Origin of the sequence: Shewanella sp. KT0246, from assembly GCF_019654955.1 — a bacterium.
GTDB lineage: Bacteria > Pseudomonadota > Gammaproteobacteria > Enterobacterales > Shewanellaceae > Shewanella > Shewanella goraebulensis.
Map to the genome: position 1 here is coordinate 1 of NZ_BPEV01000124.1, position 558 is coordinate 558.

Below are 558 nucleotides of genomic sequence, written 5' to 3' on the forward strand. Positions count from 1 at the left end.
TTTTTTCTTTTGTAATCAGTACTATCAAGAGAAGAGAAGGGAAAAGAAGAGAGGAGGGGAGAGAGAAGAGGAGAGCGGGGAGGGAAGGGGGGAGGGAAAGAGGGAGGAGAAAAGGGGGGGGGAGAGGAAGGGAGAAAGAAAAGGGAAGGAGGGGGGGGAGAAAGCAGAGCAAGGGAAGAAGAGAAAAGAGAAAGGGAAGAGAGGGAAAAAAGGGGAAAAAAAAGGAGAGGGAGGAGAGAGGGGGGAAAGGGGAGGGAGGGGGAGGGGAAAGAAGAAGAAAAGGAGAGGAAGGGGGGGGGGAAAAGAAAAAGGGGGGGGGAAGGAGGAAGAAGAGGGAGGGAAGGAGGGAAGAAAGAAAAGGAGGGAGAGGGAAAGAGAAAAAAGAGGAAGAAGGGGGGAGAGAGGGAGGGAAGGGAGGAGAGGGAGGAAAGGAAGGGAGAGGGAGAGGAGGAGGGAGAGGAGGGAGAGGAGGGGAAGAGAGAGAAAAGGAGGGAAAGAGGGGGAGAGAAAAAGGGGGAAAGAGAAAAGGAAGAGGAAAGGGGAAAACCCCTCCGTCTT

1 protein-coding gene is annotated in these 558 nt (G+C 53.8%); it reads left to right on the forward strand.

What is annotated here, in order from left to right:
* On the forward strand, positions 1 to 558 hold a 558-nt coding region (locus K5Q58_RS21375; RefSeq protein ID WP_220755737.1), incomplete at both ends, for a hypothetical protein.